The organism is Hominenteromicrobium mulieris (genome assembly GCF_046197855.1).
GTDB classification, from domain to species: Bacteria; Bacillota; Clostridia; order Oscillospirales; family Acutalibacteraceae; genus Hominenteromicrobium; species Hominenteromicrobium mulieris.
In genome coordinates, this window is sequence record NZ_CP173188.1 from 2,475,362 (window position 1) to 2,501,973 (window position 26,612).

At 51.4% G+C, this 26,612-nt stretch carries 25 protein-coding genes, 1 tRNA gene, 1 pseudogene and 1 other annotated feature; of the genes and pseudogenes, 5 read left to right on the forward strand and 22 right to left on the reverse strand.

From position 1 onward, the window contains the following. Window positions 1-97: 97 nt before the first annotated feature. From ACI0CA_RS12335 to ACI0CA_RS12380, 10 genes are all read right to left on the reverse strand, one after another. Window positions 98-787, reverse strand: coding sequence for a M24 family metallopeptidase (locus ACI0CA_RS12335; protein ID WP_308448873.1), 690 nt, complete (start codon window positions 785-787; stop codon window positions 98-100). A gap of 25 nt (window positions 788-812) precedes the next feature. Then, the gene (locus ACI0CA_RS12340) at window positions 813-1,880 is read right to left on the reverse strand and encodes an ABC transporter permease (RefSeq protein WP_446807079.1); all 1,068 of its coding nucleotides are present in this window, start codon (window positions 1,878-1,880) and stop codon (window positions 813-815) included. Between the two features lie 761 nt (window positions 1,881-2,641). After that, window positions 2,642-3,313 carry an ABC transporter ATP-binding protein gene (locus tag ACI0CA_RS12345; protein ID WP_343284635.1) on the reverse strand — a complete coding sequence of 224 codons (672 nt, stop codon included), beginning with the start codon at window positions 3,311-3,313 and terminating at the stop codon, window positions 2,642-2,644. 18 nt (window positions 3,314-3,331) lie between these two features. Then, a complete protein-coding gene (locus ACI0CA_RS12350) occupies window positions 3,332-4,552 on the reverse strand; it encodes a hypothetical protein (RefSeq protein ID WP_308448876.1) in 1,221 nt (406 codons plus the stop codon). A gap of 344 nt (window positions 4,553-4,896) precedes the next feature. Further along, window positions 4,897-5,331 (reverse strand): LytR/AlgR family response regulator transcription factor, encoded by a 435-nt coding sequence (locus ACI0CA_RS12355; protein ID WP_446807080.1) that lies wholly within the window; start codon window positions 5,329-5,331, stop codon window positions 4,897-4,899. Continuing rightward, the gene (locus tag ACI0CA_RS12360) at window positions 5,328-6,344 is read right to left on the reverse strand and encodes a hypothetical protein (RefSeq protein ID WP_417411775.1); all 1,017 of its coding nucleotides are present in this window, start codon (window positions 6,342-6,344) and stop codon (window positions 5,328-5,330) included. The genes ACI0CA_RS12355 and ACI0CA_RS12360 overlap by 4 nt, the downstream gene beginning before the upstream one ends. 1 nt (window position 6,345) lies before the next feature. After that, complete coding sequence (locus ACI0CA_RS12365; RefSeq protein ID WP_446806774.1) at window positions 6,346-7,110, reverse strand: carbohydrate ABC transporter permease; 765 nt, start codon at window positions 7,108-7,110, stop codon at window positions 6,346-6,348. After that, on the reverse strand, window positions 7,107-7,961 hold the full coding sequence (locus tag ACI0CA_RS12370) for a carbohydrate ABC transporter permease (RefSeq protein WP_446806773.1): 855 nt from the start codon (window positions 7,959-7,961) through the stop codon (window positions 7,107-7,109). The genes ACI0CA_RS12365 and ACI0CA_RS12370 overlap by 4 nt, the downstream gene beginning before the upstream one ends. A gap of 18 nt (window positions 7,962-7,979) precedes the next feature. Further along, the gene (locus tag ACI0CA_RS12375) at window positions 7,980-9,410 is read right to left on the reverse strand and encodes a hypothetical protein (RefSeq protein WP_446806772.1); all 1,431 of its coding nucleotides are present in this window, start codon (window positions 9,408-9,410) and stop codon (window positions 7,980-7,982) included. A 141-nt stretch (window positions 9,411-9,551) separates the two neighbouring features. Beyond that, complete coding sequence (locus tag ACI0CA_RS12380) at window positions 9,552-10,823, reverse strand: extracellular solute-binding protein (RefSeq protein ID WP_446806771.1); 1,272 nt, start codon at window positions 10,821-10,823, stop codon at window positions 9,552-9,554. Between the two features lie 1,020 nt (window positions 10,824-11,843). Between ACI0CA_RS12380 and ACI0CA_RS12385 the strand changes: the two genes are divergently transcribed. Continuing rightward, window positions 11,844-13,523: a recombinase family protein gene (locus ACI0CA_RS12385; protein ID WP_446806770.1), complete on the forward strand. Its 1,680-nt coding sequence runs from the start codon at window positions 11,844-11,846 to the stop codon at window positions 13,521-13,523. Here the strand turns inward: ACI0CA_RS12385 and ACI0CA_RS12390 are convergent. The 4 genes and pseudogenes from ACI0CA_RS12390 to ACI0CA_RS12405 form a co-directional block, all read right to left on the reverse strand. Beyond that, window positions 13,487-13,672, reverse strand: a pseudogene (locus ACI0CA_RS12390) (manganese catalase family protein); the annotation flags it as partial. The gene ACI0CA_RS12385 and the pseudogene ACI0CA_RS12390 sit on opposite strands and share 37 nt — an antisense overlap. Beyond that, a complete protein-coding gene (locus ACI0CA_RS12395; RefSeq protein ID WP_176821399.1) occupies window positions 13,672-13,926 on the reverse strand; it encodes a spore coat protein CotJB in 255 nt (84 codons plus the stop codon). The gene ACI0CA_RS12395 and the pseudogene ACI0CA_RS12390, both read right to left, overlap by 1 nt. Next, on the reverse strand, window positions 13,923-14,120 hold the full coding sequence (locus tag ACI0CA_RS12400; RefSeq protein ID WP_343284628.1) for a spore coat associated protein CotJA: 198 nt from the start codon (window positions 14,118-14,120) through the stop codon (window positions 13,923-13,925). Before ACI0CA_RS12400 ends, ACI0CA_RS12395 begins: the two co-directional genes overlap by 4 nt. A gap of 78 nt (window positions 14,121-14,198) precedes the next feature. Next, entirely contained in the window at window positions 14,199-15,287 is a 1,089-nt protein-coding gene (locus ACI0CA_RS12405) for a cadherin-like beta sandwich domain-containing protein (RefSeq protein WP_446806769.1), read from the reverse strand. 385 nt (window positions 15,288-15,672) lie between these two features. On the opposite strand from ACI0CA_RS12405, the gene ACI0CA_RS12410 reads away from it, so the two are divergent. Continuing rightward, a complete protein-coding gene (locus tag ACI0CA_RS12410) occupies window positions 15,673-16,140 on the forward strand; it encodes an Hsp20/alpha crystallin family protein (RefSeq protein ID WP_308448888.1) in 468 nt (155 codons plus the stop codon). Window positions 16,141-16,222: 82 nt separating this feature from the next. On the opposite strand, the gene ACI0CA_RS12415 is transcribed toward ACI0CA_RS12410, so the two are convergent. Continuing rightward, complete coding sequence (locus ACI0CA_RS12415) at window positions 16,223-17,824, reverse strand: xylulokinase (protein WP_446806768.1); 1,602 nt, start codon at window positions 17,822-17,824, stop codon at window positions 16,223-16,225. A gap of 261 nt (window positions 17,825-18,085) precedes the next feature. Between ACI0CA_RS12415 and ACI0CA_RS12420 the strand changes: the two genes are divergently transcribed. Together ACI0CA_RS12420 and ACI0CA_RS12425 are read left to right on the forward strand one after the other, a co-directional pair. Then, window positions 18,086-18,159: transfer RNA gene (locus ACI0CA_RS12420), tRNA-Gly, on the forward strand. Window positions 18,160-18,391: 232 nt separating this feature from the next. Continuing rightward, window positions 18,392-19,756 (forward strand): DUF4417 domain-containing protein, encoded by a 1,365-nt coding sequence (locus ACI0CA_RS12425; RefSeq protein WP_417111245.1) that lies wholly within the window; start codon window positions 18,392-18,394, stop codon window positions 19,754-19,756. Window positions 19,757-19,839: 83 nt separating this feature from the next. Here ACI0CA_RS12425 and ACI0CA_RS12430 read toward each other — a convergent pair whose 3' ends face one another. The 7 genes from ACI0CA_RS12430 to ACI0CA_RS12460 all read right to left on the reverse strand — a co-directional run bounded on the left by ACI0CA_RS12430 (window position 19,840) and on the right by ACI0CA_RS12460 (window position 24,845). Next, on the reverse strand, window positions 19,840-20,307 hold the full coding sequence (locus ACI0CA_RS12430) for an HD domain-containing protein (RefSeq protein ID WP_446807006.1): 468 nt from the start codon (window positions 20,305-20,307) through the stop codon (window positions 19,840-19,842). Beyond that, on the reverse strand, window positions 20,307-20,723 hold the full coding sequence (locus ACI0CA_RS12435; RefSeq protein ID WP_412263891.1) for a (deoxy)nucleoside triphosphate pyrophosphohydrolase: 417 nt from the start codon (window positions 20,721-20,723) through the stop codon (window positions 20,307-20,309). Before ACI0CA_RS12435 ends, ACI0CA_RS12430 begins: the two co-directional genes overlap by 1 nt. Window positions 20,724-20,954: 231 nt before the next feature. After that, the gene (locus ACI0CA_RS12440) at window positions 20,955-21,173 is read right to left on the reverse strand and encodes a FeoB-associated Cys-rich membrane protein (protein ID WP_446807007.1); all 219 of its coding nucleotides are present in this window, start codon (window positions 21,171-21,173) and stop codon (window positions 20,955-20,957) included. A gap of 14 nt (window positions 21,174-21,187) precedes the next feature. Then, window positions 21,188-23,680 (reverse strand): ferrous iron transport protein B, encoded by a 2,493-nt coding sequence (gene feoB / locus ACI0CA_RS12445; RefSeq protein ID WP_417115031.1) that lies wholly within the window; start codon window positions 23,678-23,680, stop codon window positions 21,188-21,190. 260 nt (window positions 23,681-23,940) lie between these two features. Further along, a complete protein-coding gene (locus tag ACI0CA_RS12450) occupies window positions 23,941-24,162 on the reverse strand; it encodes a FeoA family protein (RefSeq protein WP_176820351.1) in 222 nt (73 codons plus the stop codon). 13 nt (window positions 24,163-24,175) lie between these two features. Next, entirely contained in the window at window positions 24,176-24,388 is a 213-nt protein-coding gene (locus ACI0CA_RS12455; RefSeq protein ID WP_176820350.1) for a FeoA family protein, read from the reverse strand. A gap of 190 nt (window positions 24,389-24,578) precedes the next feature. After that, window positions 24,579-24,845: a hypothetical protein gene (locus ACI0CA_RS12460; protein WP_446807008.1), complete on the reverse strand. Its 267-nt coding sequence runs from the start codon at window positions 24,843-24,845 to the stop codon at window positions 24,579-24,581. 52 nt (window positions 24,846-24,897) lie between these two features. Further along, window positions 24,898-25,131 (forward strand) — a binding site (T-box leader). A 315-nt stretch (window positions 25,132-25,446) separates the two neighbouring features. Here ACI0CA_RS12460 and ACI0CA_RS12465 point away from each other — a divergent pair. After that, a complete protein-coding gene (locus ACI0CA_RS12465; protein ID WP_417072903.1) occupies window positions 25,447-26,559 on the forward strand; it encodes an iron-containing alcohol dehydrogenase family protein in 1,113 nt (370 codons plus the stop codon). Window positions 26,560-26,612: the final 53 nt, after the last annotated feature.

Genomic DNA, 26,612 nt, shown 5'->3' on the forward strand with positions numbered 1-26,612 from the left:
GCGCATACCAATCTCCTCCACCGCCTATTGCTAATGCCCCGATAACTGGTTCTGTAATTGAAGCTCCTGAATTATATTTTCACTTCTCCATTCTTGTTTATAGTTCGGTCAAAACACCACCGTTGAATCCATATATATTTTCCTTTTTGTATCCGTATAAAGACCCAGGCAAACTGATATGCGGTTCAAAAGTGAACGCTTCGACAGCGGACAGTTTTTCCGTGTTTCCTTTTTCAATGTAGATACGGTGTTTTTTATCCTTAACTATGGAATGACCCAAATTTCCAAGAAAATCAAGGTTGACGTACCCACGAGCTTTAATCTGATCGTTTATGTAGTAGAACAGCGCCTCAAAATTAGTGTTCTCATTCACGAAACCAAGCATAGCTTCATGCAGATAGACTTCCATTTTAAGACCATTTCGCCATTCATCATTCTGTATTTGCTCTACGTCTTTGACGATCTTACCGTTTTCTACAATCAGAGTTCTTGCGTAATCGCCCCAAATGCAGTTGCTCTGTGGACTTAAATCTATTGTAATAATATCGTTTGGCTCAATTATGTGGTCATCTGTTTTATACTCACGACCGGATACGGATACAGTAGTCTTATCACCGGCGAAAACAAAAGCGCCTACATCCCAATACCAAAAGGAATCCGCACCGTGGGAGAGCATATATTCCTCACATAGTTTACGAAGCTCAATGAGCGTCATGCCGGGCACGATAACTTTTGAAGCATGTTCAATAGTGGCTCGGTTCAAGTTTTGCATTTCATGAATAGTCATGTTTTCCTCCCAAAATCCAGTGTCGCTATTTGTTCAGCATTTCAATTAATTCATATTTCAGACTTCGGTTCACCAAAATCACGGATAATCCCGCCGTCAATACTGTCATCGCTGCAGGAATGACGACTTCCAAAACGCCCGTGTTCTCTGCGTCTTCTGTCTCCACCGCATTTTCGTCGCGCGCCCAAAGGCTGTATTCCGTGCTGAATGTGTGCTCGTTCTGCCCGGTTAAATCGAGCGTCTGCACTTTGTCGAACAGCACTGAACTGCAAACTGTGCCCAAAATCACCGCCACGGCGCTCAAGACCACTACGCCCGAAACAAGCGACACGCGGCACTGATTTTTGCTCATACCTAAACTCCGCTCAATTGCCGTGCGCTTCTTCTGCTTTACGATGAAGAAATAGAGCAGCAACACCAAAATCGCCAGTGCCGAAAGCAATCCTGCCGCGAACAGAATGATCGCCACGTACCGCATATTGAGTAAACCGCCGATGATCTGGCTGTACCCATTGTCGTCAAACGTGATCTCCAAATTTTCCCGAACCTCCGCCGGAACATTTCGGTTATACGCTGCCATGTAGTCGTCGATCGTGCCGTTTGGGATTTGGAAGGAGGTCGTCGCGCGCTGCATCGGTCCGCTGTCTACGATATTGCCGGCAAAATCCGCCTTGACCGAATTTGCGGGAATGAGGAACAAATTCAGCGCCATTTCGATGGAGCCCGCCGGTTTTCCGTATGTGCCCACACTGTAATACGTGCCGATGATCTCATACTTGGCCGTCCAAAACGGCGTGTATGTCCGGTTCTGTGCGTTTAAAAGCGAAAACGTGCGCAGGCCGCTACCGTCGCCGAACGTCCTATGCGGCGAGTCTTTTTCGTTCACGCCGTAAAGCGGCAGCTCCACTTTATCGCCGATGGAAAGCCCGTTTTTCCGCGCGAATTCTTCGGAAACAAGACATACCGCCGCACCGTTTTCGAGGTCTTCCGCGGAAAACGTCCGCCCCTCCCGCACATACACCGTGCGGTCGTGAAAGCTCGGCAGCAGCGCCGTATCTGTAACCGGCAAAACGGGCGCGGTCGTGTCCCACATGGAAAGCGCCTTTGAAAACTCCAGCCAATATTGCCCGCGCTCGGTCTCGTAAAAGCCTGCCGTCACTTCGTCAAATGTCCGTGTCTGCCTATCGCTTTCAAGCAAATTTCCGCCTGCGTCGCACTGTGTAGAGCGCTCCGCCGCGATCAGTGCGTATTCAATGGAGCTTTTCGCGTTTTCGTGGTGATTGACGATCACATTTGTATACGCCACATATGTTTTCCCTGCCTCCAGTGACGCGGGATTTTCCGTCCAGTGGTCGCAAACGTAAATTTCGTATTCGTTGTTCTGATTTTCCGCTTCCGGGTACAAAAATCGCTGCACATACACTTTTATGGGGTGATCCGGCACCGCCGTTTCGGCAGGCGTGAATTCGACCACCGGGTAAAACAGCGCCGTGCCGCCGTCGCGCACCGCAAGCCCCTGCAAATCCGCAAGGTAATACAGGCGTTTTTCAGGCGCTTTCAAATAATTCACGCCGTCAAAATCCAGAACATCGGCAGAGATCACCGAATCATACACGGGTTCGGCTTCGCTATAATACGCCCCATCGGCGGCATTCCACCCCGTGCGCATCTGCGTGCGGTTCGGCTTTTGCTCTACCGTGCCGAGCGTTGTGAATTGCTTTTCCACAGCATCCATTTGCGCCTGTGTCTGTGCCCACAAATTTGCCCCCATCACCAAAAGTGCCGTGGCGGCGGCCATCAGGAGGAAGAACAAGCAAGTTTTCATCGGCGTGCGAAGGAGTTGTTTGAGGCTCTTTAACATTCTACTGCCAGCCTTCCGTCCTGCATTTTGTAGACGATGTCCGCCTGCGCCGCGATGCCCGGGTCGTGCGTGACGACAATAACGCAGTAATTTTCGTCTTTCACGAGTTTTTTGAGCAAGTCAATGACGACCTTGCCGTTTTCCGTATCGAGGTTGCCCGTCGGTTCATCCGCGAGGATAACTTTCGCGTCGGACGCCAGCGCCCGCGCGATGGCGACGCGCTGCTGCTGACCGCCGGAGAGCATCGCCGGCAGCTTTCTCGGGTCAACGTCACCGAGACCAACCGAGCTTAAAAGCTCTTTGGCTTTGATTTTTGCCTCTTTCGTCGGCTTTTTTGAAATTTGCATCGGGTACATCACATTTTCGAGTATGTTCAAAGTGGGAAGTAGGTTGAAAGATTGGTAGATCACCGTCACGTTCTCGCGTCGGTGCCGTTCGCTTCCGATCTCTTTCAGCGTTTTTCCGTTCACAATGATCTCGCCCTCGCTCGGCGTGCCGAGACCCGCGAGCATCGAAAGCAGCGTCGTTTTGCCGCTGCCGGACTGCCCGACGATCGCGTAGAATTTTCCCGCCTCAAACGTGCAGGAGACGTTTTTTAACGCCTGCACCTTCTGGTATTTGCTCTGGTAGGTATAGCTCACATTTTCCGCTGCTAAAACAGCCATATTCACGCCGCCTTTCCGTTAATCGATTTTTGTCAAAAGCTCCAGTGCGTCAAACCGCAGGAGCAAAATGAGCGCCAGCAAAACGCCCACGCACGAGGACGCAAGGTACAGCCCGCAGATCGTCAGAATCTGCCCGAGCGCAAGCCCCGCCGTGCAAAGCAATATGGGCACCGCCACCGCGCAGCCGCACACATTTGCGATGAGCATACCGAAAAAGCACGCGCATCCGCTTAAAATCTTCGGCCGCCCAAGCGAAAGCGAGATCGCCATGTCCCGCCGCGTGCTGCGCAGCAAAAGAAACGTCACCAGCGTGACAAGCACAATGACGAGCGCGAAAAACGGCGCTAAAAACCACCGCAGCACCTTCAAATTCTGCTCCAACTTCTCTGCCGTCTCAATGAAAAGCTGGTCGTCCACCACAAGCGTGTCGCCGTGGCGCTCATCAAGCGCGTTCGGGTCGGGCTTTGCAAATCCTGCGCCGCGCATGGCATCTTTAAAATCGTTCAGTTTCATCGGGTCGCGCAGCGCACAACGGAACGAGCTGTAATAAAATCGCAGATTATTTTCCTTAACGACCGTTTGCAGCCACGGCACAGAGACGATCATGCTGCACGGCACCGCGCTGCCCGAGGCGCTGTCCGCGTACACGCCGATGATCTTTACGCCCTGCATGCCGAGGTGCTCGTACCGCAGCGAAAAGCCGTCGTCGTTGTAGCGCGTCACGTAAAACGGCATCGAGAGCGTGTCGCCCGAATTCAACCCGTACTGCGCCGCGTAGCTTTGGCTCACCACGCACAGCGGCTCCGCGCGCTCCAAAAACGAGAGGTCATACCCGTTTTCAAACGCGATGTTCTCCTCCGTCACGCCGACGAGCGCCGAAAGCCCGCTCACCGCCGTCACGGACGTGTCCGCGCCCTGCACGTCCTCCGCGCGGTACTGCTCCTGAAAATTCGCGCACGCCGAGGCCGTGTACACCGCGTCTTTGATGTCCGCCTTCATGAGGTTCGCAAAGTGATTTTCGTCGATCTCGAACCCCACGGTGCGCGCACCGCTGCGGTTGACCACCTGCGCCGTCACCGGGATGACCTGCGCCAGATTTTCCTCCGCGCTCTCCGCCGTCTGGATGCTGCCGAGGTAAAACGACATGCAGCATACAAGCAGCGCCGCAATACAAACAGAAAGCGCCGTCCGCCCGCGGTTGCGCAAAACAATGTAGTTCATTTCTTTCAAAATCACCATATATATTTCTCCATATCATAAACTAAAGGAAAAGTTGAAAACCATTCCGAATTTTTCTGATATCGTAATCCCATCACAAAACGCGTTACCTTTAAAGTCAAATGACACTCTGGCCAAACCTTAAATTTCAAAATTTTTCATATGGTTAACTTGCTGTTAAAATATCATATTAACGGAAACAAGTCAATACATTTATCATGAAACGACAAAAAAGCGCTTATTTGGGTTGATTTATTGGCAAATTTGATTTTTTAAAAACAAAAAAAGACAAGCGTTTTTAACGCTGGTCTTTCTTTGCTTAAACTTCAATATCTATTAATTGAACCTATGTTAAATTTCAATTATCACATAAAATTTTCTTTTCTCATCTTCATAAAACGCGTGAAAGCTTCCGTCTTTTTAGCGAACGACCCTTTATTTTTTCTTCTTTCAACACAAATGATCTCGTCGGCGCGAAGCTTTAGACCACCGTCCACTGTACACACATGAATATATACAGTTTCCATATGAAGCTGCTTTAGCGCCGCCGACAAGCTGCGGCAAAATCTGTTTTCGTCAATAGGTTTGGATAAATACCGATAAACATGGAAATCCATTGCTTCATCGAGATAATCGGGGAATGAAGTGATAATAATGATCTTAACATACACGTTTTTTTGCATCAATTCCGCACCGACGTGAATCCCACTTCGCCCCGGCATTTCGACATCCAAAAAAGCAATATCAGGTGTGATTCCCGAATAGATCAGCTCCTTAAAAGCTAATGATAATATAGTTATTGTTTCTCTTTCTTAACCGATTTATTTCTTACCAATCTTTCTATCAAAATAAATATAACGCCTAAAAATATACCGAACCCAACAATTACAAGAGTCATCGCTTGCATTCTCCCCGCATATTGAAGTAGCTCTGTTGATTCCCTACTCGATTTTGCCAGTATGTTCAATGCGGAAAAAATCTCTCCAAACTCCCGCATATAATAGGCGGCGTCCGTAATGCGGTATTGCGGCAGGAGAGAGGACGGCAGAGCGATGTGCAGCAGGATAAACGGCACGGCGAGTAGGGCGAGAACACCTAAAACGCCGTGGAAAATGAGCTTTGCGCGGTTCTCTTTCGCTCTGCGCGAGAGAACGAAAGAATAAACCCACAGAATCAAGACGAAAAGCGAGAGGGCAAGCAATGCGGCCAAAAGCGGCAGCTGCGAAAGAAAGCTTTTAACGTCTGAAAGGCTGTAAAAGCTGCCGGCGTTTTCATTTGCGAGTTCCGTCACGGGTAAAATTGTGCTTTTCGCGCGGTCTGCCATAAACGGCTGCGGGGTGTCCGTCACGTTAAACAGCAATGCGTTTTCGGCTTCTGCGGTCGGTGTGAGGGCGCCTGAAAGCTGCGGGATGCCCTCCGGGAATATGGCAAGCCATGTGTCGTCCCGGTTCTCCAAATCGGATTTGATTGAAATTTCGTCGCCACTGCGCAGGGGCTTTGAAGCGTAACGGACATAGCTGCCGAAAAACTTCAAATCAAGCTGATTTTCGCCCACGGAATAATTATTGATTTCTTCTTCATAAATGCGCGTGCCGGTCTCCCAGCCGGTGCCTTCTCTCGGGCGGTAGAGGTGCATGCCCGTATCGTCGAAGAAAAGGGAATCAAGCGCGATGTGCGGGGAGGGTTCGCTTTCGTCCGCTTGCGTGAGCACCACTTCCGGGATCATGAGCTGCTCAATGCGCACGGAAAGCATCGTGCAGAAAACGAGGCCCCATAAGATCAAAACAAAAATGCAGAGAACGCGGCGTTTCATATCACTTCACCTCCGCTAAAACGATGCCTTCCACAAGCTCGCGGTTGAAGAAGGTGAAGAGGAACAGCGCGGGCAGCACGACCAGAATGCAGCAGACGAGCTGCACGGAGGTCTCGCTCGGCGGTGTATAGGCGAGCGCCACCGAGATGGGGTACTGCTCGGCTTCTTTCAAAAACGCGATGGGCTGCTCCACCATGTTCCATGCGTCGAGGAAGGAGAGCAGCAAAACGCACACAAGGCCGCTTTTGTTCATCGGCGAGACGACGTAAAACAGCATGCGCAGCACGCCGCAGCCGTCCAGCATGGCGGCATCCAGAACGGTGTCCGGCACCGATTTAAAGCTTTGCGTTAAAATAAACGTGCCGAGCGGCAAGATAATAGACGGTAAGATCAGCGCTGCGTAGGTATTCAGCAGGTTCATGTAGCCCAGCATGATGAAATCGGGCACGAGCGTGACCTGCACAGGCAGCGTCATGAGGATCATTAAAAGGAAGAAAAGGAAGTTGCGGCCCGGGAACTTATACTTTGCAAACCCGAACCCGGCAAAAACGGAGATCAAAAGCTGCCCCGCGGCGATGCACACGGCCATGCCGATACTTTTCCAAAAGCGGAAAAGGTATTTTGGGGAAGCCAGAAAAACGTCATAATAATACTGGAACGTAACGCCGCCAGGCGACAGAAAGCTGCGCACGAACACGTACAAAAACGGCGCAGCGGATAACACCACGACCAAAGCGGCAAACAGCCCGGAGAAAAACCGTTTCACTCGCGGAACGCCTCCTTTCGGCTGACAAACGCATAGAATAAGCCAAAGAATACGATAATGACGATCAACAATAAGACCGAAGCCACGGAGAGCTTCTGGTAATTGAGGTTGCTGAAGCAGTTGTTGATGAAATGCTGGAGCATGTAAAGCTCATCCACGGGGTGCTCGCCGTCGATAAGAAAGATCTCGCGGAAGCACTTAAATGCGTTGATGACGGAGAAGATCAGGGCGAAAAACACGGAATACCACATTTGCGGCGTAGTGATGTAGCGGAACTTCTGAAACGCCGAAGCGCCGTCGAGATCGGCGGATTCGTACTGCTCCGCGGGGACGGTGACGAGCCCTGCGAGCAGCAGAATAACGCTGTACCCCGTGTTTTTCCAGAGGTACATGAGGATCATGACCCAGAAGGCGTATTTGCCGTCCAGCCACTCGACGATGGGCAGATTTAACGCGGCAAACAAGCCGTTTACGGCGCCTTTTTCGCCGAAAAGCAGATCGATGAGCAGAACGGTTCCGGCGACGGGCATGATGTACGGAAACAAAAAGACAGATTTTAATAGCTTATGCTTGCCCGCCTGCTTTTGCATGAGGAGTGCCAAAAGGTAGGAGAGCAGCATGATGAGCGGCAGCCCTATGGCTAAAAACTTCATCGTGTTGAAAAACGCCAGACGGAAAAGGTCGTTTTGGAACATCTTCGTATAATGCTCCATGCCGACGAACATGCCGGCGGCGCCGTAGCCCTGCGTAAACGAATAGCGCAGCACAATGCCGAACGGGATGAGCGTGAACACAAGGCAGCCGATCATCACCGGGGCGATCAGGATATATCCGTGAAAAGCTTTTCTCATAAGGCACCGCCTTTTATTTTATTCCTGCACCCACTGCTCCATGGTCTTGTACCATTCGGCAATGATGGGCGCGAGGTCGGCATTGGGGTCTTGGTAGCGGGCATCGCTGCACGCATAGTAGCAATTTACAAGCGCTTCCTCCAAACCGCCCTGGAAGCGAACGCGGGTGATCTGGCTGCGCGCGGCGCTGAAGTTTTCGTAGTTTTCGGCGCTCATGTGCCAATCGGTCATGCCGTGCCACGTTACGGGGCTGGTATCCTGCATGGCATCGGCATAAACGGGGATGCCTACGGAATCATTGTATACGAGCCACTCGGAATAGAGCGCGGAGGACAGCTGGGTCTCTTTGCGCAGCAAAAGGTCGGCGAGGAAGAACGCTTCGTCCGCGTGCTTTGTGCTGCGGTTGATAGCGACATACGACGTGACCGCTGCGGTCATACCGCCGTCGTCCGAATAGAGCGGCACCATGGTGATGGGGCCTTGGTCGCGCACCTTGACATGCGGATCGGCAAAGTCGCTGCCCGTAAGGCCGCCGCATGCAAACCAGTGGTAATAAGGCGGGACATTTTCAAATTCGCCGTTCTTATTGCGCACATCCAACTCTATAACGTCGGTGATGCGCTGCAAAAGCTCGTCTTCCGTAAAGAGCAGCTTTTCACTGCTGTAATCGGCAAGGTCGCCCAGTATGTAGGGGAGCAGCGGGCCGCCGCATTGGTTTTCAAAATTTTCCTGCTCTTCCATCGTGGGGATCCAGTTCGCGGCAGCAGTGAGCACGTTCGTTTTGTCGTTCAGCATGTCCTGCCATGTGGTTTCCGCTGTGGTGGTGAGCGTTACGTCCGATTCGCGGAACATGGTCAGCGGGAAGGTGTAGGTCATCGGCAGCAGCATTTGACCCTGTTCGGTGCGGCCGGCCGCCATGACGGTCTCGTTCAGCTTATTCCACTCCATGAACTGCGCGTTTTGGATGTAGTCATCGAGCGGCAGAAAAAGCCCGGCTTCCATCGCTTTTTCGGGCACACGGAACAGCGCTTCGACGTCTGCTGCCATGTAATCGATGCCGCCGTTGCAGGCGATGATGAACATATCCGGGCCGCCGCCGGACATGATCTCGGTGCGGACGCGGTCGAGCGCCGTTTCGCGCTCTGTGCCTTCGCGGGGGAGGTACTCAAACGATACGTTTTCCGGCCCGCCGAGGCTTTTTACGGTGTTCATCAGGTTATAAAACGCGTTTTCCGGGGTCTTGCCCTCTGTGTAGCCGGCGCGGTACTCTAAGTCCACGCAGACACGCAGGGCGTCTTTATCCACTGCACCGGACGAAGACGAGCCGGAGGTTTTGCCGCCCGAATCATCACTTTCCGTAATGCCGGCGGGCGGGGGCGGCGCACCGCAGGATGCGAGGGATAGCGTGCAGAGCAGCGCTGCCAAAAGTACAGATAGCTTACGTTTCATATCGGACACCTCTTTCACGTTATGGGGATATGAGATGCGGGGAATGAAGATTTTTCCCTCATGTTTTGCCGTTTGATTGTAATTATATTTACTATACTTCTAATCTTATAAACGAGTTTTGCATAAATTTTGTAAAACGCATTATTCAGAGAGTCTGGTTTGCAGCGCTTCTATCACGCTGTGCGCAGCGGCAGCGCAATCCGGGTTTTCTTCCCACGTCAGGGTCGTGGCGGTATCGTAAATGGTGTAGTCCATCACGGAATAGAACCGCACAGCGTTGACGCGGCTTTGCACGCTTTCAAGCAGCTCGGGCTGCAGATAGGCGTTTTTGTGCGTCAAGAAACTGTTTAGGTTGCCGAGCATCAAAAGCGTACCGCGCGCATCGTTCACGGTTTCAGTGTCGATTTGCGCTTCGTCGCTGAACAGCAGCTCGAAGAAGCGGAACACCTCATCGGCCTTTTGGCTGTTGCGATTGATGGCTGCGTAGGAGGTAATAAACGCGGTCACGCCGCCTTCGGTGTTCGGAATGGCAAGGGCGTTCACGGTGTCTTTATTCTGTGCGTAATACGCCATGCCTTCATCGGTCTGCGCATAGGATCCGCTTTGGATCAGTGCGGTCTCCTCGTCAAAGCTTTCCGACGCAGGCATGGCAAGAAGATCTTCAAACTGCGCGGTGAGGTTTTCCTCGGTGAGAATTGTTTTTTCGGTGGCGTAATCTGCAATACGGGGAATTCCGGCGCCGCACCAAGTGTAGAGGTTGTTGCGCACAACTTTCAGAACGGCCGTGTCCTCACAGTTTACAAGCTCGTCCCATGTTTTGGGGGTGAAATCGGGGTCGGCAAGCTGTGCTTTATCGAGGAGAAAAACGCTTGCGTAGTACGTGATAGGCAGCACGACCTGTCCTTCGTCGGTTTTTCCGGTATCGAAAACAGGGGCAAAGTGGTCTTCGGAGCGGAGGTATTCGCTTTCTTTTATATAGTCGTCAAGCGGCAGAAAAGCGCCGGACTGCATGGTGCGCTGCACATCCGGGAACAGCGCGGCCGGGTGACCTTCACCATTGAAAGTCATGTTTGAGGTCGGGGAAGAAAGCAGATAGCCGTCCGGCCCGCCACCGGCCATGATCTCCACGCGCAGGGAGGAGATCTGCGTTTCGCGCTCCTGCGCATCCTCGGAGAGGACGAAAAACTCAACGTTCAAATCGCCGTAGATCTCTTTTGCAAGCCGCGTTATGCCGTTTTCGTGCGTAAATTCCTGCTCATCCGTCACGATCACCGCTTTTTCGCTCGATTTGCTCGCGGTGCTGCCCGTTGAAGCCGAAGCGGAAGACGTAGCCGAAGGCGCCGCGCCGCCGCAGCCGCAGACCGCCTGCGTGAGCAGCATGGCAGACAAAAGAATGGCAAATTTGCGTTTCATAGATTTTTCTCCTTTAAATTGGTGAAATATAATTATATGCTATATATGAACTCACCTTTCAGCTACAAAGGCAAATTCATAGAGGGTTATACAGCGATCACTGTTCTTTTGCCAGACATGATTTCTAAACGTTTAGTTGACTTAATAATAATAGAATTTCAAATTAAGTCAAGCAAAATCACACTAAATGACAAAAGAGCATCATGAAGTAGCATTTATCAATCCGAACACTCTACAAATATCTATTGAATTTTCCTTTAACAACCAGCTCTCGTTTTAAAAAATTTGCAAGGCAAAAGGTCAAGCAGCTTTATATTTCAAATTTTGAATTTCCATCCCATAAGCGCGCCAAATGTAAACAATCTGTAAACAAATACCTTTACCCCGCTTATAAATCGCCGAAAAATGTCGTGTATAAGCAGCGTCTGCAAGCCCGATTAGGCAGACTGCCGTATTCCTATATTCAGAAAATCGATAAAGCCCTCGCCGTCAGTATCGGGTTATGGGATAAATGCTGAAAACATAAAGACTTTGTTTTTATTTGTTATCCGGTACAAGTAAGCTCCCATATACTTGCACCACGAGGTGGTAATTTGGCGCACAGAGAATTTATCTATATCAGTGAACCGCTTCCAAAATTGGATGAAAAGGAGCATGCCGCTTTCTTTCTGAACTTGCAGAAAGGCATCCTCCGTTCCCTAAAGCAGCGAAATCTGCTGACACCCGCTCAATATCAAGAGTGTTTAGCCGAACTGGGAAAAAGAGAAAGCAAAAATCAAATCTGTAATACCATAAAACAGAAACATTCCTTGTGAAAGAAAATTTCACCGATTTTTACACGAATATTTAACTGCCAACAGCATTCTCTAATGTGATCGAGAAAATTAACAACTTCAGGGGGCGGGATTGTGGAAAGCCATCCGAAACAAACTGTAAAAACAAATTTGCACATTCGACAAACCAAATTTCGCTTTCTATAATAATAGGCACAGAAACATTCACTGTAAAAGGGGGATTTATATGAACCGATATGAACGCATGAATCAAGAGCGAAAAATAATCGATGTGCGAAAGCGTGTGGCTGCCTATTGCCGCGTTTCCACCGACCACGAAGATCAGGCAAATTCCTTTGAGAGCCAGCAGCGGTATTTCAGGCAATATATTGAGCGCAACCCCGATTGGGAGCTTTACGAGATTTTTGCCGACGAAGGCATCTCCGGCACCAACACCAAAAAGCGCAGTGAATTCAAGCGCATGATTGCCTGCGCCAAAGAGGGCGATTTCGATTTGATCATCACGAAGGAGATTTCCCGTTTCGCAAGAAATACGCTCGACAGCATCTATTACACGCGCGACCTCAAAAAACACGGCGTCGGCGTTATTTTTATGAATGACAACATCAATACCTTAGACGGCGATGCAGAGCTTCGCTTGGCAATCATGTCTTCCATTGCACAGGAGGAAAGCCGTAAGACGTCCGAACGTGTGAAATGGGGGCAAAAACGCCAGATGGAACAAGGCGTTGTGTTCGGCAGGAGCATGTTAGGCTACGATGTTAAAGACGGCAAAATGACCATCAACGAGGAAGGCGCCAAAATCGTGCGGCTTATCTTCCATAAGTTTGCAAACGAAAACAAGGGCACACACGTTATCGCACGCGAGCTTCGCGAAGCAGGCATCACGCCTATGCGCGTCAAAGAGTGGAGCAACACCGTCATTTTGCGCGTGATCCGCAACGAAAAGTATTGCGGCGACCTCGTGCAAAAGAAAACTTTCACGCCGGATTTTCTCTCTCACGAAAAGAAATATAACCGCGGCGAAGAAGAATTTGTCATCATCAAAGACCACCACGAACCCATCGTTTCCCGAGAACTTTTCGAGAAAGCCAACCGCATTTTAGATGAAAAATCTCTAACGCAGGAAGGCAAAGCCAAGCACTCTAACCGTTATCCGTTCTCCGGCAAAATCAAGTGCGGCTGCTGCGGCTCCAGCTATGTGGCAAGATATAAAAATCGAAATAACGGAACCCGCTACAAAGCATGGCGATGCTACAAGTCCGCTACACAAGGCAGCCCGCACACCGATAAAACCGGAAATCCGCTTGGCTGCTCAAATCCAAGCATCCGCAATGAAGATGCCGTTCATATCATGTACCTCGTGACCCGCAGTCTGCAATTAGAGGAAAAGAAAATCACCGCTAATTTGCTTTCGGTCATTCAATCCGTGCTTTCCGTAAACACCAACTATTCGCATATTGAAAAGCTCAAAGAGCAAATTCAAACTGTCGAGGATAAGCGCACGCAACTGATTGACCTGTGCATATCCGGTGCGATCACCAAGCAGGAATTCATCACGAAACGCGAAGTCTGCGATAAGGAGATTTCCGAGCTGCAAGATACGATCAGCGGCATAGACCAGCAGCACCTCCTCGCCGATCAGCAGGAAAGCGTGATGAAAGAAATCACCGCTGCCATTCATGAAATCGTCAGCGGTGTCGAATATGAAGATGCGTTTTATTCACAGATTTTAGACAAAATGGTGGTTCAAAGTAAGGATACCGTCGATGTTTACCTGAATTTGCTCCCGATTAAGTGGAGTTACGCCGTCGCAAAGGCCTCAAAAGGCGTTTTAGACCCCAAAAGCGGCATTTCTGAAACAGAGATACCGATATCCGTCAATATCGCCCGAAGCTCCGGGTAGGGCATGGAGTAGCGCTGGCTGAGGTAGCGCAGGGAAGCGCCTAATTCTCCGTGAGGGCCGCCGTATTGGCTTATGATGAGCTTTGCGAGCGCGGGGTTCGGGTTTTTGATGCGTACGGGGTACTGCAGCTTCTTCTCATAAATCCACATTACTCGTTCGCCTCCGTTTCCCACGGCCACGGGTCGCTGATCCACGCCCAGCGGCTCGTTGAGCGCGAAGTCTCGTTTAAGGGGCCGTATGCTTTTTCGTACTCGGCCGTAAGCTTATCGTATTCCTCGCGGTAAGCAGCAAGCTTTTTCGCCGCTTCTTTGCAATACGGATGCGAATCCAGATACAAATGCAGCTCCCACATCGCGAACTGCACGGCGGAAATGTGCCGCCTTAAACGCTGCTGTTCGTTCACCGCGGCTCACCCCGCCTTCCGTAAAACGGTTTATTCAAAACCGGGAACAGCGTGCCGTCATCGAACGCGCGCGCCGGCTCATAGGTTTCGCTCCACTGCTGAAACGGCACGTAGGCCATGCCGGGCACAGGGTCCTCGGGCAGCGGCGTACAGGTGGTGCGGCAGCCGCGCAGCATGGTGTTTTCATCTGCCATGTGCTGTGTCTCCTTTCAAACTATACTTGCAAGACAAGCTCGCAGTTCATAGTATGAAAACGGAGCGCAGCGTGTGCATCATGCGCCGTGGCGCGGACCGGACTTTTCCCCCTTCTTTTCGGAAACACGCTGCCACAAAACGGCAAGCATAAAGCCAAACGCCACCGCAAGCAGCACGATGGCAGCCGTAACAAGACGGTCTGTCTGTGCCGCACGGGCGTTTTTCTCCGCTTCCGTCTGGGTCAGATCCGCGTCGCGCGCTTCTCCTGTCACAACGGTTGTTTCGGCCGGTGCTTCTTCTGCATTGGCTTCGGCGGCTTCACTTTCCGCAGGCTTTTCACCGCTTGCCGCGTCTTTTCCCTTTGCGGCGGACGACGTGCCCGTCTTTCCTGCCACCGCCGTCACGGGTTTTGTCTCACGCGTGACGGCCACGGTGTACACTGTCGTTTCGCCACTTTCGGACGTCACGGTGAATTCAAAATCGACCGTACTGCCGCCCGCGCCGAGATTTTTGCGGTTCACGCGCACAGCGCAGCCCTCTGCCGGCTGGGCGTCGAAAACGAGTGACGTGACGGAAAACGGCACCGAGAGCGAATATTGGAACCTCTCCGGGTCAAAGCTCGGGGAAAGCGTGCCCGTCGGCGGGATGAGCGAAAGCAGTGCCGCGCCGATCTCCGGCTCTTTCACGTAAGTAAACGTCTTTTCCGTCGTCTGCACCGTATCTATGAGTTCTTGCCCCACAGCGTTCGCCGCATCGGTCACGGAAAAGCTGACCGTCACAGCATCAAACTCCGCACCGCGCTCCGTGCGGAACACCAGCGTGAACGGCTCCGTGAGCGCACCGCCGTCCTTCGCCGTGTAAACGAGCGCAAAACGTCCGTCCTGCTGCGAGGTATACACGTGGCGCGATTTCACACTTTCCGGCAACTCGGCCTTCGCATTGGCTATGGCTTCCGCGTCAAAATCCGCAAACAGCACGAACGCGCCAATGTCCCCGCGCACCGGCGTGCAGGTCACGGCGAACGATCCGCCGGGACGCACCTCTTCTTCCTGTGCTGCGAATGCGAACAGCGGCTTCGTCTCTTCTGCCATGGCCGAAACACCCGGTGCAAAAAGAAACAGGAGCGCACACAGAAGAAACCACGCGCCAAAGTCGTGCTTCTTCATAGTGCACCTCCTGCAAATCATTTTTATATTGCTTTTAGTATAGAAACCGCCGAGCACACTGTCAATAAGTTGTGAACTTTAATCACTTTTTCTGTTCAAAAGTTCTATCAGCTTCTGCTCCCTTTCTGCGGGGCAGCATCCCGTTTTTTTCAGTATAGCACAGCGTTATTTTCCGTGTAATGTTTTTTCAAAAGAAAAAAGTGCAGGTTTAACAATTTCGTAAAAAACGCATAACACAAAAAACGAAAAGTACCACTATACTGATAATCGAAAAGAAAAGATGAATACAAAGAGGTGGTTCCCTTGGAACATAAAGTGAACACGATAAACGTGAAAACATGCAGCTTTTAAGACGAAAACATCACAACAAAGAGGAGAATGACTTATGTTTGACATGAGACCGTATCGTAACAATAATGATAGAAGAAACAATCTGAGTGCTTACAACCCGTTCCGTGAAATGGACGCGTTTGAGCGTAATTTCTTTAACGATCCGTTCGGCAGCTGGTTCGACCACAGCGCGCTCGCATCGTTCAAGACCGACATCAAGGATAACGGCGACAGCTACACGTTGGAGGCCGACCTGCCGGGCTTTGACAAGAAGGACATCCATCTCGATGTCAACGGCGACACGCTGACCATTCACGCCGAGCGCAAGGCAGAGCAGGAAGAAAAGGACGACAAGAACAACTACGTCCGCTGCGAGCGCTCCTTTGGCTCGTACAGCCGTCAGTTTGACCTGAGCAGCGTAGACGCCGACCACATGAAGGCGACCTACGACAACGGCGTTTTGAAGCTTGAAATGCCGAAGAAGGCCCTGCCGGACAGCGCGCGCCACATTGAAATCGAATAAGCCTACCGTCCTTTGACGCAGTATAATATAGAATGAAAACGGGGAGCCGTGCGTGTACCTTGCGCGGCTCCCCGTTTCTGTTTTATTTCAGCGTTTCCACTGCGGATTTTTCCACCGGCAGTGTTGCCTTATAGCGCTCCAGGAACTTCTCAAAGCCCTGCATGTCGGTTTCATCCGGCTCTGCGGTCTCGCTCTTTGCCTCGGCGAAAATGTTCTTATCGAGGTAATCCTCCAGCGTTTCGCCGTCCTCTGCGTTCACAAGGTAAGAAGCCAGCAGCGCCATGCCCCACGGGCCGCCCTCGCCCGCCGTTTCCATCACGGAGACCGGCGTATGCAGCGCACCTGCCATCAGCTTCTGGCCCACGCCCTTCGCCTTGAAGAACCCGCCGTGGCCAAGCAGCGAATCAACCTCCGCGTGCTCCTTTTCGATCAGAATATCCATGCCGATTTTCAATGTCGCCATCGCGGAGTAAAGCTGCGTGCGCGCAAAGTTCTGGAACGTAAACGCGCTGTCCGGCAGGCGCATAAACAGCGGTCTGCCCTCCTCCATGCCGGTGATCGGCTCGCCGGAGAAGTAGTTGCACGAAACGAGCCCGCCGCAATCGGCGTCGCCCTTTAAAGCCTCAAAGAACATCGTATCAAGCGCCTGCGGCATGGAGCACTTCGCGCCGATGAGCTCCGCAAACGACTTAAACAGCCCCGCCCACGCGTTGATGTCGGACGTGCAGTTGTTGCAATGCACCATCGCAACGGGCTTGCCGGTCGGCGTCGTCACCATGTCGATCTCCGTGTGTACTTTAGAAAGTGCCTTTTCGAGCACGATCATCGCAAAAACAGACGTGCCTGCGGAGATATTGCCCGTGCGCACACGGACGCTGTTCGTTGCCGTCATGCCCGTGCCGGCGTCACCTTCCGGCGGGCACAACGGCGCACCGGGCTTTAAGGTGCCGGTGGGGTCAAGCAAAAGCGCACCCGCGTCGGTCAGCTCGCCCGCGTCCTCGCCCGCAAGGCGAATCTGCGGCAGAATGTCGCGCAGCCGCCACGGCAGGTTGTGCTCCTTGTGCAGAATATCAAACGTGTCCATCATGCCGGAATCGTACACGTTGTGCTCGCTGTCAATGGGGAACATGCCGGAGGCATCGCCGATGCCGAGCACCTTCTCACCCGTCAGCTTCCAGTGCACATAGCCCGCAAGCGTTGTGATGAACGCAATGTCCTTCACATGCGGCTCGTTGTTTAAAATCGCCTGATGCAGATGCGCAATGCTCCAGCGCTGCGGAATGTTAAAGCCAAAGCGCGACGTAAGGTCGGCGGCAGCCTCCTCCGTCATCGTGTTGCGCCATGTGCGGAACGGCACAAGCAGCTCGCCCTCGCGGTCAAACGCCAAATAGCCGTGCATCATCGCGGAAAACCCCAGCGCCTTCAAATGCGTGATCTTCTCGCCGTATTTCTCCTCTACCGATGCCGCAAGGTTCTTGTAGCTCTCCTGAATGCCGTGCCAAACGTCGTCCATGTGGTACGTCCACACACCTTGCTCCAAGCGGTTTTCCCAGTCATAGCTGCCGGAAGCCAATACCTCGCCGTGCGGCCCGATGAGCACCGCCTTAATGCGCGTAGAGCCAAGCTCCAAACCGAATACCGCTTCGCCCCCGCGGATCAGCGCGGCAATCTCGTTGCGTTCCATATATACCCGTCCTTTCACGGCAAACCCGCCGTTTGTGTGATTTTCTCATTCCGTCACTCGTATCACTTGTACGAACAACTCTATATAATCATACCGAAAATCATCGCATTTTTCAAGAGAAAACTTTGCCGAAATTCCTCTGCGGAATTTGTATCGTGTGCGAAACCGTTTGCTTCAAAACAAAAAATGCCCCAAAACGAACTTCCCTCTTGATTTTTTCCTCAATTTATATTAGAATAGATAACACAGCAAAATGAATACGCGGGCGTAGTTTAATGGTAGAACATCAGCTTCCCAAGCTGAATACGAGGGTTCGATTCCCTTCGCCCGCTCCAAAAATCACGAGTCTTTTTGATTCGTGGTTTTTTCTTTTGAAAAAAGCTTTTGCACATTTCAAAGCTTCTTCTTTTCCAAAATCGTTAGTGAATGCCGTTTCGTTTCTAAAACTATTCATCAAAATATTTTTTGCAGAAAATGCAGCGAAAGTTTTCTTTTTCAGGGAAACTTTTGCCGTGTTTTCCTCTATAGGTAGAAAGACTTCATTTTACTTATAGAGGAGATATAAAAATGACTGAAGAGAATCGAGAATATCGCACAAGTCAAATCATGCTAAGAAACCAGTTTCATGGCAAAGACAAATTTAAGATTCCTATTATTCCCAAAGGAAATTTCGGGGATAAAGACTTTCAAAATCTGCTGTTAATCGGCTTTGACCGCACCAACATCAGAGATGAGCATCACTTAAACCGCATGGTTCATTTCTTTTTATATGATTATAAATTTGAACGGATATGGAAAAAACCGGACTATGATATAGAAAAACTGAAACGCTACAGAGCCGTTCTATCTCCAGATTTCAGTATCTATAGAGAGATGAACCCTTCAATGCAGCTTTATAACACTTTTAGAAACCGCTGGTGCGGCGCATATTTTGCTTCAAAAGGAATTCGGGTTATTCCAACCGTAAGTTGGGGAGACGAAAACACCTTTGATTTCTGTTTCAAGGGCATTCCAAAGGGGAGTGTTGTGGCGGTATCCACTTACATGGTTTCTGAGCATGGCAATCACGCCGATCAAAAAGACTTTTTCCTAAAAGGTTATCGCGAAATGCTTCGGCAAATCGAACCCGAACGGATTATTTGTTACAATACCCCATTTCCTGAAATGGAAGGCAACATCATTTTTGTAGATTATGAACTTTCTTCTTGGAAATATCAAAACCATAGCAAGTCTTCAAAATATGCAAAATATCTCACAGGACAGTTGTCTCCTGTCAAAAGCCGTGCTATACTGATAAAAAGAGGTTATGTATTCCCCCAGCAAGAAGAAAAAGGCATGGGCAGTGCTTATGGCGGCGAATGGAAACCTAAGAAACCGGACGATGAAAGATTTATAGGTAAACCGGGAGAAATTAAAACTACCAAAGACAAAAATGGAAATCTTCGACTTACCAAAATCGGTGAAGATGGCAAAGCGGTTTCAGAACAACATTTTTCGGATCACGGTTACCCACGCCACCATTCCATACCGCACGACCACGAACTAGTCTGGGAACACAACCATTTTCATTGGGGCGACACTAAAAATTATTGGGACGGAAATGTCCCCGAATTCAAACAATATGGAGGTAACGATATGGACACTATTTTTCCTGCTTGCAACACTCTGGAAGACGATCGTTTTGAATCTATTGAGGAATTCAAGGACTGCATAGGGCGCGGAGATGAAATTGAATTCGAATGGAAAGGCGTTCATTTCGGAATGAGCGGCTGCCAACCGAAACCGGAGCATCGGATCATGGCCTATCTCTGGAACCAGCCGGATACCGAACAATACTTTGATACGCCGGACGACGCGCTGGAATACATTGTCGCCGGAGACCGCCTGCGCGATATCATCACACAGATAGACGTTCTCTCGCGTGCTTTTTGATTAACCAAGCGAAATATTCCGAAGCTCAACCCAAAACCAATCATACAAAAAGCTCCCGCAAATTTTCTCCGCGGGAGCTTTTGCTATTTTCGCTTATTCGCTTTTTTCCGCTGCAAAACGGTCTCGCGCAGCGCGCAGTATTTATCGGCAAGGCACAAAACAGCCGTTTCTTTGAACCGCGGCGGGGCGGGATTTAACGGAAACATGTGCTTTTTGATTATGTCGCGCTCCGTGTCATTCAGCTCAAAGTCGCGGTCGGCATTGCGCAGAGCCGTTCCGGCGTGTCGAAACCCGTGCAGCCTGTGCGCGGGATCGGGCGTGTGCCAATCGTAGAGGAAATAATCGTGCAGCAAAGCGCCGCGCACAAGAGCGCGCTGGTTCACTTTTAGGTGCAGTCGGTGCACGAGCCACAGGCACACAAGCGCCACGCACACGGAGTGCTCAAACACGCTCACAGACCCGTGCTGCATGTTCTCTTTTGCAATCTGCATACCCGGAGATTTCAAAATATCACCGCCGTGCAAAAACAGCGTGCGCAAAGTGGGGCGCATCAGTTTGCTCCCCCGGCAGGAAACTCCGCCTTGATCTTCGCGAGCACATCCACATCTGCGGGACAGAACACAACGTTGTCGATCTCCCCGGGCGTGATCCAGCGAAAATCCTGATGCTCAAGCCGCTGCGGCTCGCCCTCTGTGATCTTCGCGTTATAGACAAACAGGTGTACGAACAGATCCGGGTAGTCATGCAGTACGTCCATAAAAAGCGTGCCCACTTCTACCGTAACGCCGATCTCTTCCCTGCACTCGCGGATGAGGGCTTCCTCGTTCGTTTCATTCGGCTCCGTTTTGCCGCCGATGAATTCCCACATGCCTGCGCGGGCTTTGCCTTCCGGCCGCTGCCCGATGAGAAATTTATTTCCCTCACGCACAAGCGCCGCCACTACGGTGACGCTTCTTTTATTCTCCACTAAAAAGGCCTCCCGTCTTTTGTAAAACAAACCGAATGCAGCGCATATCTCTGCATTTTCATTATAGCACGCAAAACCGGGAATTCAACTGAAAAGTTTCTTACAATACGCAAAACGGGCACAACCTGTTTCCAAGTTGTGCCCGCCTTTCAGGAGGTAGAGGCAACACCGAACAAAGAACGCCTATCGGTGCTGCCTCCATGTTTATGGTTAACGGAGGCCTCGCGGTCTTTACTTCTGTGCGTGCATACAGCCGCCGCGGCAAGCCGCGCAGTTGCCGCCGCAGGAGGACTTGCCGTTTTTCTTATCCCGCCTCATCGATTTTACGATCGCAGCGACGATGAGAACAACGACCAGTAACACGATTATCGTTCCTATGTTTTGCGAAAGCCAAGTCAGCATAACGATCTCTCCTTTCGGCTTGGATAATTCCTGAATTTGCGAATTCAAATTACGGAGTAAGATTACTTAACCTTAACGGCTCTGTTGGACAGCGTGGTGCTCTCCTTATACGGGCGAACCAGCAGGAAGATAAAGAGCACGATGAGCACGATGGAAATGATGATGCCGAAGACATTCGCCGTGCCGAGTGCAATGCTGCCGAGCTGGTTGATGACGAACGCTACAAGATAAGCAAAGCCGCACTGATAACCGATTGCGAACCAGGTCCACTTTGCGTTGTTCATCTCACGCTTGATTGCACCGATTGCCGCAAAGCAAGGTGCGCACAGGAGGTTGAACGCAAGGAACGCATAGCCGCTGACCACCGTGAAGTGGGAAGCCATGTTGCTGTAAACCGTGCCGTCACCGCCGCCATAGAGGATACCAAGCGTACCGACAATGTTCTCCTTCGCAACAAGACCGGTGATGGAAGCCACAGCGGCCTGCCAGTTGCCCCAGCCAAGCGGTGCAAAGATCCAAGCAATCGCGTTGCCGATGGTAGCAAGAATGCTGTTGCTGATCTCGTCTTCGGTGAGCATTCTGAACGCGCCGTCAACAACACCGAAATAGGTGGTGAACCAAACAATGATGGTAGACAGAAGGATGATGGTGCCTGCCTTCTTAATGAAGGACCAGCCGCGCTCCCACATAGAGCGGAGCACATTGCTGACGGTCGGCCAGTGGTAAGCCGGCAGCTCCATAACGAACGGAGCCGGATCGCCCGCAAACATCTTCGTCTTCTTCAGAATGATACCGGAGCAGATAATCGCTACAATGCCGAGGAAATATGCGCTCGGAGCAACCCACGGTGCGCCGCCGAAGATAGCGCCCGCGATCATTGCGATGAACGGAAGCTTGGCGCCGCAGGGGATGAACGTGGTCGTCATGATGGTCATACGGCGGTCACGCTCGTTTTCAATCGTACGGGAAGCCATAATGCCCGGCACGCCGCAGCCTGTACCGATGAGGATCGGAATGAAGGACTTACCGGAAAGGCCGAACTTACGGAAGATACGGTCCATAACGAACGCGATACGCGCCATGTAACCGCAAGACTCGAGGAATGCAAGGAAGATGAACAGAACGAGCATCTGCGGAACGAAGCCGAGAACTGCACCGACACCGGCTACGATACCGTCCAGGATGAGGCCCTTCAGCCAGTCTGCGCAATTTGCAGCGTCCAGACCGCTTTCGATGATACCCGGCAGACCCGGAACCCAAACGCCGTAATCGGCCGGATCCGGCTCTTCGCAGCCGTAGGACGTATAGGTCGCAACCGCTTCCTTGAGCTCTGCGCCTGTGTAAGTGACATCCTCTTCCGCCAGCGTTTCTTCATCAACGAGGGTGTAATCCGCTGTTGCGTCGTCAGAAACGGAAGCTGCAAACGTATCCAGCGCAGAAGCCGCCGCTGCCGCGTCAAACGTGTCGCTCTCGGTGTCGATGGCGTCTGCAACATCGTCCGCACCTTCAGCCGTTACGAATGCGTCGATGACATTTGCCGCATCGCCGAACTCGCCGGAAACGTCTTCGTACTCGCCTGCGCCGATGCCGAACAGGTGCCAACCGTCGCCGAACACACCGTCGTTCGCCCAGTCTGTCGCAACCGTACCGACCGTCGTAACGGAGATGTAATAAACAATAAACATAACAACTGCAAAGATCGGCAGAGCCAGAATACGGTTCGTTACGACCTTATCGATCTTATCGGAAACGGTAAGACCGCCGTTGTTCTTTTTCTTGTAGCACTGCTTGATGATGGAAGCAATGTAAACATAGCGCTCGTTCGTGATGATGCTTTCCGCGTCGTCATCAAGCTCTTTTTCAGCCGCTTCAATGTCCGTTTCAATGTGCTTGCGATTGTCCTGCGTAAGGCCCAGCTGCTCAATGATTTTCTCGTCGCGCTCAAAGATCTTAATCGCGAAGAAGCGCTGCTGCTCCTCGGGGAGGGTATGTACGGCAACCTCTTCAATGTGTGCAATCGCGTGCTCAACCACACCGCTGAAGCTGTGCTGCGGGACCGTCTTCGTGTTCTGGGCTGCATGGATAGCGGCTTCTGCTGCTTCCTCAATTCCGGTGCCCTTCAAAGCGGAAATCTCAACGACCTTGCAGCCGAGCGCCTTGCCCAGTGCGTTGGTGTCGATCTTGTCGCCGTTCTTATTTACGACGTCCATCATGTTGACCGCAACAACGACCGGAATACCGAGCTCAACGAGCTGGGTGGTCAGGTAGAGGTTGCGCTCAAGGTTCGTACCATCGATAATATTAAGGATGGCTTCAGGTCTCTCCTGAATGAGGTAGTTACGTGCAACAACTTCTTCCAGCGTGTACGGAGAAAGGGAGTAGATACCCGGCAAGTCCGTGATCACAACGTCGTCGTGCTTCTTCAGCTTGCCTTCCTTCTTCTCGACCGTAACGCCCGGCCAGTTGCCGACGAACTGGTTGGAGCCGGTCAGCGCGTTGAACAGCGTTGTTTTACCGCAGTTCGGGTTGCCGGCAAGGGCAATTTTGATCTTCATCTGTTACTCATATCCTTCCGATAAGATTAAACCCAAAGGTTAGAATTTACTAACCTTCGAGCAAAAATTAACACATTAAACTGACAAAGGCAGCAGCAAACGGGGATGGTGCTCGAGATGCGCCGTCAGATTTTTCGTCGGGCTGTACGGAAAGCCCGCAGGCAGGCTGACGCCTGTCAAGGGATTTACGTCCGGCATGGCGGAAAATATGCAAGCAGATCGAGTACCAAGCCGTCAGGCGTGCCCTGTTTGGTGGTGCCTTACTCGACCTCGATCATCTCGGCATCCGCTTTGCGCAGGGAAAGCTCATAGCCGCGAACCGTTACTTCCACCGGGTCGCCGAGCGGCGCAACCTTGCGGACGAAAACGTCCACGCCCTTCGTGATGCCCATGTCCATGATGCGGCGCTTTACGGCACCCTCGCCATGCAGACGAACAACCTTGCAGGTCTCGCCGATCTTGACTTCTTTCAGTGTCTTCATTGGTTCTTCCTCCTTATATCATGATCTTAGCGGCCATCTCGCGGCTGATTGCTACACGAGAGTCCTTAATGTTAACAATGATATTTCCGCCCATGGAGGTGATGACCTTCACGGCGGCGCCGGCTACAAAGCCGAGGTTTTCGAGGTGAGCACGGACTTCCGCCTTTCCGCCTACCTGCTTGATGATGTTTTCTTCGCCCTCTGTGGCAAATGACAACGGCATCACAGTTTTTCCCTCTTTCCTGAAAATTCTCCGCGCCGAGACGGCACGGTTAGGCTGCACAAATTAGTTTTTGCTAACCCAAATGCTGTAAAATAGGTTAGAACGCTCTAACCGTCACTAATCATACCGCCCCATTCACAATTTGTCAACACTTTTTGCCCCAAAAAGACGCGCTCAGTCCCATTTTCGGCGTTTAGTCAAACACAAAGTTAGTTGTAGCAAACGCCTTTGTGCAGACTGCGCAATTTTTTCGGTTCAAAGCCGCATAACGCGTCTGTTTGGGGCCAAACTGTGTTATGTACATGAAAATGTCGCCTTTTGCCCCTTTGGCATAAACCGTGCCGCGGCAGAAAATTTGCACACCTGCCAGCCCAAATAAGCAGGAAGGAGCGATGCAACTTGTAAATTCAAAGTGCTTTTTGATGAAATCCACAAATAAATGCATTTTCAGTTTAAACATCTTTCAAATTATGATGCTTGTTTTTTTGCCGGAAGACGTATAAAATAATAGTCACAAAGCGTTGATGGAGACAAGCGCACGGCATCTTCCTCAAAGCGAGCGGCGGGTGGTGAAAGCGCCGCAGGCAACCCCGTGTGATCATCCCTCCGGAGCAGCAGCTTCCAAAGAGAACGAGTAGAGGCTGACGGGTTCTTCCCGTTACAGAAGAAGGAATTGCTGGATTCCGTTAAGTGCAGGGCAAACGCCCTGAATTCAGGTGGTACCGCGTGATTTACACGTCCTGAAGGTCTTAAAGAGACTTTCAGGACTTTTTTATTTTGAAGCAGTACCGCGCAAAGAACGCCTGACGGCTCAGCACACAATATGCTTGCATATTTTCCGCCATTCCGCACATAAATCCCTTGACAGGCGCCAGCCTGCCTGCGGAATTTCTGTACGCCCTGACGAAAAATCTGTTTACGCATCTTGTGCACTGTCTTCGCGTGGTACTGCTTCTTTACTCCACTGTTCCACACCCTAACTTCCAGTAAAGCGTTTTTTTCATTTTCTTATTTCAATTTATTTAAGCGATCTCAAAAGGAGATCCAAAGGAGCGTTTATCATGGAAAATTACAATGTCAATTACAGCGTACATCTGCCGAGCTATTCCATCGGCCCGGATTGCTACAACGAAGTGCCGTATGTCACGCGCTTCTTCGGCAAAACGGCTGTTGTCCTCGGCGGCGAGACCGCTATGGAAAAAGCAAAGCCGGCGCTGCTTAAAGGCGTAGAAGGCTCCGACGTCGAGCTTTTGGGCTTCCTCCCCTACGGCGGCGATTCCACCTACGAAAACGGCGATGCGCTTATCGCAAACCCGCTCGTGCAGAAAGCCGACATGATCTTTGCTATGGGCGGCGGCCGCGCCTGCGATACCGGCAAGTATGTCGCCGATAAGCTTGATAAGCCGCTCTTTACCTTCCCGACCGTTGCGTCGAACTGCGCTTCCGTCACCGCCATCTCCGTGATCTATAATACAGACGGGTCCTTCCGCGAGTATTATTACCCGAAGCTCACAAACCACTGCTTCATCAACTCCGCCGTCATTGCAGATTCCCCGGAGCAGCTCCTTTGGGCCGGCATCGGCGACGCGCTGAGCAAGGAGTGCGAAGCCATCTTCTCATCGAAAGACGACACGCTCGCCCACACCCCGCTCATGGGCCGTCAGGTCAGCCGCGTCTGCACCGATCCGCTCGTGCAGTACGGCAAAGAGGCGCTCGCTTCCATCCGCAACAAAACGGCATCTTTCGCGCTCGACCAGGTCACGCTGGATATCATCGTTTCCACCGGCATCGTCTCCAACATGATGACCACCGTAAATGATTATTATTACAACTCCACGCTCGCCCACTGCGTCTACTACGGCTCCACCGTCACAGAGCACGGCCACCATCACCTGCACGGCGAGGTCGTTTCGCTCGGCGTGCTGTGCCTCTTAGAGCATGCCGGCCAGTTCGAGGAAGAAGACCGCCTGATGCGGTTCAACGATTCCATCGGCCTGCCGGTCTGCTTCGACGACGTGGAAATCCAGGAATCCGAGTTCGACAAAATGGCGGATAAATTCATGCAGACGACCGAGTGGGCGCACATGCCGCAGGGCGTTACGCGTGAGAACTTCCTCGAGTCCATGCGCCGCGAAAACGCCAAGGGTCGTGCTTTCAAAGCCGCAAAGAAATGATTTAAGGATCCTATAAAAGGTAAGAAAAAACGAAACAGGGCGGCACGAGTTCG

Excerpts from the sequence above, each read along its gene's own strand:
- ACI0CA_RS12400 (WP_343284628.1), bottom strand. The coding sequence starts at position 14,120 with ATGGCAGATGAAAACACCATGCTGCGCGGCTGCCGCACCACCTGTACG.
- ACI0CA_RS12430 (WP_446807006.1), bottom strand. The coding sequence starts at position 20,307 with ATGCGCCCCACTTTGCGCACGCTGTTTTTGCACGGCGGTGATATTTTG.
- ACI0CA_RS12340 (WP_446807079.1), bottom strand. The coding sequence starts at position 1,880 with ATGTGGGACACGACCGCGCCCGTTTTGCCGGTTACAGATACGGCGCTG.
- ACI0CA_RS12385 (WP_446806770.1), top strand. The coding sequence starts at position 11,844 with ATGAACCGATATGAACGCATGAATCAAGAGCGAAAAATAATCGATGTG.
- ACI0CA_RS12405 (WP_446806769.1), bottom strand. The coding sequence starts at position 15,287 with ATGAAGAAGCACGACTTTGGCGCGTGGTTTCTTCTGTGTGCGCTCCTG.
- ACI0CA_RS12380 (WP_446806771.1), bottom strand. The coding sequence starts at position 10,823 with ATGAAACGCAAATTTGCCATTCTTTTGTCTGCCATGCTGCTCACGCAG.
- ACI0CA_RS12335 (WP_308448873.1), bottom strand. The coding sequence starts at position 787 with ATGACTATTCATGAAATGCAAAACTTGAACCGAGCCACTATTGAACAT.
- ACI0CA_RS12350 (WP_308448876.1), bottom strand. The coding sequence starts at position 4,552 with ATGGTGATTTTGAAAGAAATGAACTACATTGTTTTGCGCAACCGCGGG.
- ACI0CA_RS12370 (WP_446806773.1), bottom strand. The coding sequence starts at position 7,961 with ATGAGAAAAGCTTTTCACGGATATATCCTGATCGCCCCGGTGATGATC.
- ACI0CA_RS12460 (WP_446807008.1), bottom strand. The coding sequence starts at position 24,845 with ATGTTTAAACTGAAAATGCATTTATTTGTGGATTTCATCAAAAAGCAC.
- ACI0CA_RS12410 (WP_308448888.1), top strand. The coding sequence starts at position 15,673 with ATGTTTGACATGAGACCGTATCGTAACAATAATGATAGAAGAAACAAT.
- ACI0CA_RS12425 (WP_417111245.1), top strand. The coding sequence starts at position 18,392 with ATGACTGAAGAGAATCGAGAATATCGCACAAGTCAAATCATGCTAAGA.
- ACI0CA_RS12345 (WP_343284635.1), bottom strand. The coding sequence starts at position 3,313 with ATGGCTGTTTTAGCAGCGGAAAATGTGAGCTATACCTACCAGAGCAAA.
- ACI0CA_RS12375 (WP_446806772.1), bottom strand. The coding sequence starts at position 9,410 with ATGAAACGTAAGCTATCTGTACTTTTGGCAGCGCTGCTCTGCACGCTA.
- ACI0CA_RS12360 (WP_417411775.1), bottom strand. The coding sequence starts at position 6,344 with ATGAAACGCCGCGTTCTCTGCATTTTTGTTTTGATCTTATGGGGCCTC.
- ACI0CA_RS12450 (WP_176820351.1), bottom strand. The coding sequence starts at position 24,162 with ATGAAGACACTGAAAGAAGTCAAGATCGGCGAGACCTGCAAGGTTGTT.
- ACI0CA_RS12415 (WP_446806768.1), bottom strand. The coding sequence starts at position 17,824 with ATGGAACGCAACGAGATTGCCGCGCTGATCCGCGGGGGCGAAGCGGTA.
- feoB (WP_417115031.1), bottom strand. The coding sequence starts at position 23,680 with ATGAAGATCAAAATTGCCCTTGCCGGCAACCCGAACTGCGGTAAAACA.
- ACI0CA_RS12465 (WP_417072903.1), top strand. The coding sequence starts at position 25,447 with ATGGAAAATTACAATGTCAATTACAGCGTACATCTGCCGAGCTATTCC.